The following is a 6,373-nucleotide window of genomic DNA, read 5'->3' as shown; positions in this document are numbered from 1 at the left end:
CCGCTGCCGCCATCGCGATGCACGCGTGGGTGCGCCGCCACGTCTTCGGCCAGCTGCCGTAGCGCCCCATCGCAGCTGCAACCCCCCAGCCTCAGTCGAGTGTGCAGTAGACGCCGGCTCAGCTTCAGTCGAGTGTGCACTGGACGCCTGCTCAGCCTCAGTCGAGTGATCCTCAGTCGAGTGTGCAGTGAACGTCATTCCTGACGGGACGATTGACGGGAGGAGGTGCGGCTTCACCGTCGGCATGTGGTGGGACGCGGGTGCGGCCAGTCATTCCTCCCGGGCGGAGCAGCGGGAAGTGCACACTCGACGAAAAGAGGGGTTTGGCGCGGGTGCGTCAGCCGGTGGCCTCTCGGCCGCGCCAGCGCAGCGGCGTCTCCGCGTCCTCCTCGAGGACGTGCGCGGTGAGCCCATGGGAGCGGGCGACCTGGAAGACGACTTCGCCGGCCGCGGCCGGCAGGCCGAGCGCGCGCACGACTGCCGCGCTCGCGAGGTCGATGTTGGGCCGCTGGCCCGAGTGGGCGGCGACGACCTCGGACAGCTCCTCGACCCGGCGACGCAGCCGAGCTGTGCCGCGGCGCCGCCAGAGAGTGGCCAGGACGAGCTCGGCGCGCGGGTCGCCGTCGGGGTAGAGGAAGTGGCCGAACCCGGGCACCCCGCCGTGGCTGCGCATCGCCGCCGCCACGGCCTCGGCGCCACGCCGGTCGTCGTCGAGCAGCGCTCGCGCCGCGATGGGGGCCGCGCCGTGGAGCGGTCCGGACATCACGGCGAAGCCGGCGCAGAGGCAGTCGTGGATCCCGGCCCGCGTCGACGCCGCGACCCTGGCCGCGATCGTCGATGCCGTGAGGCCGTGGTCGAGCAGCGTCGTGAGCAGCACCCTCATCAGCTCGCCGTCGGCGCGGCTGGCCGGCGCCCGGAGCAGGGCGGCCACCAGCAGGTTCGGCACCTCCTCGCGGACCCCGAGTCCCGCCGCTGCCTCGTTGAAGGCCACCAGCGCCTGTCGGACGGAGGCGGCGACGAGCTGTCGGGTTCGGTCCGGGTCCGTGTCGACGGTGAGGGGATCCGCCGCGGCGAGGAGCTGCATGGCGACAGGCAGGCGCCGCTCGAGCGGCAGAGACGGCAGTATGCCGCTGAGCTGGGTCCCAGGGTCGCGCGGGGTCCCGCTCGGGGCGGAGGTCGAACCGAGCACGAGGGCGGCGGCCTCGTCGAAGGACAGCCCGTCGACGACCTCGGCGAGTGGGACGCCGCGATACAGGAGGTCGCCGTCGAGCTGACTGCTGACCGAGGTGGCGACGCTCCGAAAACGCAGGAGCGGCTGGGCTTCGCCCGAGGCGCGGGTCGTCGAGGCCAACGCGTCGATCTCCGCGCGGTCGAAGAGGCTCTCCTGCTGGCCCGGCCGGCGCTCGCTGTGGATCAGGCCGCGGCTGACGTAGGCGTAGAGGGTTGCCCGCTTGACGCCGAGTCGTTGCGCGGCCTCGCTCGTCGTGATCCAGCGGCTGCCGCCCTCGCTCACCGGTCTCCCTTTGATGTGGCCTCGATCAACATGGACTCGATCAACATGGACTCGATCAACATTGACGCTGTTGATCAATATCGTTCACGCTGGCACAGGCGACCGCCAGAGTCAACATCGCAAGGAGCACGACATGAGCGACACCATCACCGTCCCCCGCGGGCTCGCCGGCGTCGAGGTCACCGACACGGAGATCGGCGACGTGCTGGGCGAAGAGGGGTTCTACCACTACCGCGGCCTGTCCGCCGTCGATCTCGCGACCACGCGGAGCTTCGAGGAGGTTTGGCACCTGCTCGCGGTCGGCCACCTGCCGACCGATGCCGAGATCGAGTCCTTCCTGCGCCGAGTGGGGCCGCTGCGGGTGCTTCCCGCGGTGGTGTCCGACGTCCTTCCCGCGATCTGCGCGGCGACGTCTGAGCCCCTCCAGGTCCTTCGGACGGCCCTCTCGCTGTGGGGATCCGCGAGCGGTCAGGCGCCGCTGTATGACTCACCTGAAGACGAGCGCCTCCAGTCGGCCCTTGCGGTCGCTTCGGTCACCCCGACGATCGTCGCTGCTGCGCACCGGCTCCAGAAGGGCCTCGAGCCCCTGGACCCGGATCCAGCACTCGGTCTCGCCGAGGACTACCTGCGCATGGTGACCGGCCGGGTCCCGGAGCCGCGCGATGCCCGCGCGGTCGAGAGCTACCTCGTCTCGACGATGGACCACGGATTCAACGCCTCGACCTTCACGGCTCGCGTCGTGGCATCGACCGGGGCGGACCTCGCTGCCTGCGTCGTCGCCGCCCTCGGGTCCTTCTCCGGGCCGAAGCACGGCGGCGCACCCAGTCGCGCGCTGGAGGCCCTCGACGAGATCGGCTCGGCGGATCGCGCGGAGGGGTACGTCAGGGACCACCTGCTCCGGGGCGAGCGGATCATGGGCTTCGGTCATGCGGTCTACCGGACCCGCGACCCCCGGTCCGAGATGCTCCGCGGCATCGCCCAGCGCTACGACCATCCCCTCGTCGACCTCGCGGTGCAGGTCGAGGAGATCTTCGAACGCACCCTGGCCGAGCTCAAGCCGGGTCGCGAGCTCCACGCGAATGTCGAGTTCTACGCCGGAGTGGTGATGAAGGTGGCTGGGCTCGAGCCCGCCATGTTCACCCCGACCTTCTGTGTTGCCCGGATGGTCGGCTGGACGGCGAACATCCTCGAACAGGCCCGGGACACGAAGATCATCCGCCCGTCGGCCCGCTACGTCGGTCCCAGCCCGGCGCTGGCGGCCACGTAGGCGCGAGAGCTGGCTCAGCGGCATACGGCCGAGATGACACGAGCCCGCCCCCCGATGAAGGGGACGGGCCCGCGAAGCTGCGGGAGCGTCAGCTGCCGTAGAGGGCGCGGGCGCCGGCGACGTCGCTCGACGTCATGGACAGGTCGTCGGACGAGCCGTTGCACTGGGGGTAGTGCATGATCGAGGCCGAGTCGTAGGGCGTCAGCGGCCGCCAGTTGTTGTCCTCGAAGCAGGTGCCGGCCTCGGGCCGGGTGTGTTCGTGGCGGAAGCCGAGCGTGTGGCCGAGCTCGTGACCCATGATGTTGGCCGGTGTCCACGAGCCCGCGCTCCAGATCGAGTCGTCGACGAGGACGTTGCGGGAGCGCTTGGGCGAGCTCGGGAAGAAGGCACGGGCGATGTACTGGGTCGTCTGGACCGGCTCGACCGAGAAGACGACGTTCTTGTTGCGGGTGTTGCAGCTGCCGTCCTGACTGGGGGCGTAGACGTAGTCGATGGCCGAGGACGCGTTCTCCCAGAGGGCCGTCCCACCCTGCATCGCTGCGACGACGTCACCGTGCCGCGAGCCGAACTTGGTGCTCACGCAGTAGGTCATGTTGCCGACCTGGGCCTGGGACCACGTGTCGTCGCGGCCCTGGACGGTGTTGACGATGAGGCCGTCGTCGATGGTGTGTCTCGGTGTGGCGAGCATGTCATCGTAGAACTGGCGCAGCTCACCGGAGCTGTCCATCGCCTCGTCGCCGTTGACGACGTAGACCTGGCCGTCGTGGTACGTCGAGTCCGCGAACTGCTGGAAGGTCGGGACGGCGCCGGTGTCGTCGGCGAGGGGCACGGCGGCGGCGGAGGTGACCGTGCCGGTCACGGCGAAGGCGACCGCGACGGCCATGGTCAGGCTGGTGAGGGTCCGAGACGAGGTGACGCGCATGGTGTGGACTCCTGGGATTGGGGTCCGCCCGCCTGGTGGGGAGCGGCAGGCAGAACGCTAGGAGCGCAGCGTGCGCAACTTCGTCCGGCGTTTCCCCGGGAATGGTAAGGAACCTCCCCATTCCGGTCAGGAAACCGCAAATCCGGCGTTGGAATGCTGACAAAAGGGAAGGTCGCTGGCGTTGACCGACGCGGCCGTCGCCGCCGACGATGGAGTCCCGACGACGAGGTCGGCGACGATGTGGAGAGGAACCATCATGGCAGCGCACACGTATGGCATCAGTGAGATCGTCGGAACGTCGGAGTCATCGCTGGACGATGCCATCGCCGGGGCGATCGCCCGGGCCAACAGGACGGTGCGCGGCCTGGACTGGTTCGAGGTCGTCAACATCCGGGGCCACCTCGAGGAGGGTCGGATCGGGCACTACCAGGTGACGGTCAAGGTGGGCTTCCGCATCGAGGAGTGAACGCTCGGGGCGCGCCGGTCCCGCTCACTCCTCAGTGGCGAGGGCCTGCCGCCAGGAGAGCCGTCCGCGGGTCTGCATGAGCGACCGTCGGTAGACCTTCTCGCCGAGAATGACGGTTGCGGCGGCGAAGGCAACGGTGATCGCGAGGGCGACGACGGGCTCCCACCACAGCGCGTCGCCGCGGAGGACGCGGGTCGGCATCGAGATGACCGACGCGATCGGCACGAACGAGGCGATGCGTTCGGCCGTGCCCTCGAGGCTGAGGCTGGCGAAGTAGACCAGCATCAGCACTGTCGTCACCGGTGCCGTGGTCGCCTGCAGGTCCTCCGTCCGGGACGCGAGGGCCCCACCGACCGCGAAGATGCAGGCGAGGGCGACGAAGCCCACGGCAAAGAAGGCGATGAACCACCCGACGGCGCCGGAGAGCGCCCCGAGCATGTGGGAGTACTCGGAGAACGACACGGCGACGATACCGACGGCGGTGAAGAGCACGAGCTGTGCGAGCGCGATCGCGGAGTTGCCGATGACCTTGCCGGCGAGCAGCTGCCGCAAGGGAATTGCGGTGGCGATGATCTCGACGAGTCGGGACTGCTTCTCCTCGATGACGCTCGAGGCGATCATCTGTCCGAACATCACGGCGCTGAGGAAGAAGAGCAGCGCGAAGGCGAATCCCATCCCGTACGCGAAGCCAGTCGATCCCGCCTCGCTGTCGACCTCGCTCGCCAGGGTGGCACCCCGCATGAGGTCCTCAACGGTCGTCCCGGCCGCTGCGGCGTTGGCTGCAAGCGCCGCCCGGCTGACGGCTCCAGCCAGCGCCTGTCGCAGCTGGACGTCCGGTTCATCGATGGTCGTCAGCGTCCACTGGTCCCCGCTCCGGTGGAGATACGCGTCGGCTCCTTCGTCGGCCAGCGTCTGTCGCGCCACGGCGTCGTCGCTCACGGTCACCGCCTCGACCCGGACCTTGTCGTCGACCTCGGTGGCCAGGCCGTCGGCAGCCGTGACGACCGAAGCGGCCTGAGAGCTCGCGACGAGAACCCGGTGCGTCGTCGTGGAGTTGCCCTGCATGATCGACCACAGTGCGAAACCCGCGATGAGGACGATCGTCAGCAGAGTGGAGACGACGAAGGCGCGGTTGGTCAGTCGCACGACGATCTCGCGGGTTGCGACGAGCCGCCAGGCCGAGCGGGTCGGCTCAGGGGAGGGTGTCGTATGCCGCTGGGCCGCCTCGCGGGTCGGGGTGGCCGTGCGCTGGCGCTGGGAGGTCGTCATGCTGTCACCTCGCGGTAGATCTCGGCCAGTGTCGGCCGTTCGATGGCGAACTCCACGACCCCGCCTCGCTCCGCGGCAAGGGCGAGGAGCCGGCGTTCCGAGCCGGGCTCGACCACCTCGACGAGTGCTGTCGTCCCGTCCACCTCGACGGTGTCGATGCCGGGCACGCCGCGGACCCACCCGGCGTCGCCGGTGAGGACGAGTCGGTGCCGGAGCGCCTCCTGGCCCTGGAGCTCGTGGGGCGTGCCTGCTGCGACGACCTTGCCCTGGCTGAGGATGACGAGACGTTCGCAGAGGCGCTCGACGAGCTCGAGCTGGTGCGACGAGAAGAGGACGGGGACGCCCCGCGCGGTGTGCTCCCGCAGCAGCTCGGCCATGGTGTCGACGGCCCTGGGGTCGAGGCCGCTGAAGGGCTCGTCGAGGATGAGGGCCTGGGGGCGCCCCATGAGCGCTGCGATGATCTGGACGCGTTGTTGGTTGCCGAGCGAGAGCTTCTCGACGTGGTCCCTGGCGCGGTCGGCGAGGCCGAGTCGCTCGAGGTGCTCGGTGATCGATGTCCTCGCCTCGGCTGTCGACAACCCCTTGAGCCGGCCGAGGTAGACGAGCTGGTCGAGGACCGGCTGCTTGGGGTAGAGGCCGCGCTCCTCGGGCATGTAGCCGAAGCCGCGTCGGTCCTCCTGCGTGATCGGCCGCCCGCGCCACCGGACCTCGCCGGCGGTCATGGACAGCACGCCCATGATCATCCGCATCGTCGTCGTCTTGCCGGCGCCGTTGCCTCCGATGAAGCCCGTCAACGTGCCCGTTTGCACCACGAAGTCGATGTCATCGACGGCGACGATGTCGCCGAAGGTCCTGGTCAGGTGGCGGACGCCGAGGTCCCCACCGTCTCGTCCCCCAAACTCAGCCATGCATCCACCCTAGGAGCCGCCTGTGGCA

6 protein-coding genes are annotated in these 6,373 nt (G+C 69.6%); 2 read left to right on the top strand and 4 right to left on the bottom strand.

What is annotated here, in order from left to right; translation table 11 throughout:
- Positions 1 to 337 precede the first annotated feature (337 nt).
- Positions 338 to 1,513, bottom strand: a complete 1,176-nt coding sequence (locus VJN29_RS06850) for a citrate synthase (protein ID WP_324142871.1) — start codon at positions 1,511 to 1,513, stop codon at positions 338 to 340.
- A gap of 133 nt (positions 1,514 to 1,646) precedes the next feature.
- Between VJN29_RS06850 and VJN29_RS06845 the strand changes: the two genes are divergently transcribed.
- Positions 1,647 to 2,780 carry a citrate/2-methylcitrate synthase gene (locus tag VJN29_RS06845; RefSeq protein WP_324142870.1) on the top strand — a complete coding sequence of 378 codons (1,134 nt, stop codon included), beginning with the start codon at positions 1,647 to 1,649 and terminating at the stop codon, positions 2,778 to 2,780.
- An 88-nt stretch (positions 2,781 to 2,868) separates the two neighbouring features.
- Here the strand turns inward: VJN29_RS06845 and VJN29_RS06840 are convergent, their stop codons facing one another.
- The gene (locus VJN29_RS06840; protein ID WP_324142869.1) at positions 2,869 to 3,702 is read right to left on the bottom strand and encodes a M57 family metalloprotease; all 834 of its coding nucleotides are present in this window, start codon (positions 3,700 to 3,702) and stop codon (positions 2,869 to 2,871) included.
- A gap of 256 nt (positions 3,703 to 3,958) precedes the next feature.
- Here VJN29_RS06840 and VJN29_RS06835 point away from each other — a divergent pair, with 256 nt between their 5' ends.
- Positions 3,959 to 4,168: a dodecin gene (locus VJN29_RS06835; protein WP_324142868.1), complete on the top strand. Its 210-nt coding sequence runs from the start codon at positions 3,959 to 3,961 to the stop codon at positions 4,166 to 4,168.
- Positions 4,169 to 4,192: 24 nt separating this feature from the next.
- Here the strand turns inward: VJN29_RS06835 and VJN29_RS06830 are convergent, their stop codons facing one another.
- Both VJN29_RS06830 and VJN29_RS06825 read right to left on the bottom strand, forming a co-directional pair.
- A complete protein-coding gene (locus VJN29_RS06830) occupies positions 4,193 to 5,437 on the bottom strand; it encodes an ABC transporter permease (protein ID WP_324142867.1) in 1,245 nt (414 codons plus the stop codon).
- Positions 5,434 to 6,345: an ATP-binding cassette domain-containing protein gene (locus tag VJN29_RS06825; protein ID WP_324142866.1), complete on the bottom strand. Its 912-nt coding sequence runs from the start codon at positions 6,343 to 6,345 to the stop codon at positions 5,434 to 5,436. Before VJN29_RS06825 ends, VJN29_RS06830 begins: the two co-directional genes overlap by 4 nt.
- Positions 6,346 to 6,373: the final 28 nt, after the last annotated feature.

Source organism: Intrasporangium sp. (assembly GCF_035280925.1).
GTDB lineage: Bacteria > Actinomycetota > Actinomycetes > Actinomycetales > Dermatophilaceae > Intrasporangium.
Note: the sequence above shows the minus strand (reverse complement) of the source record. Positions and strands in the feature narration are given on the sequence as shown.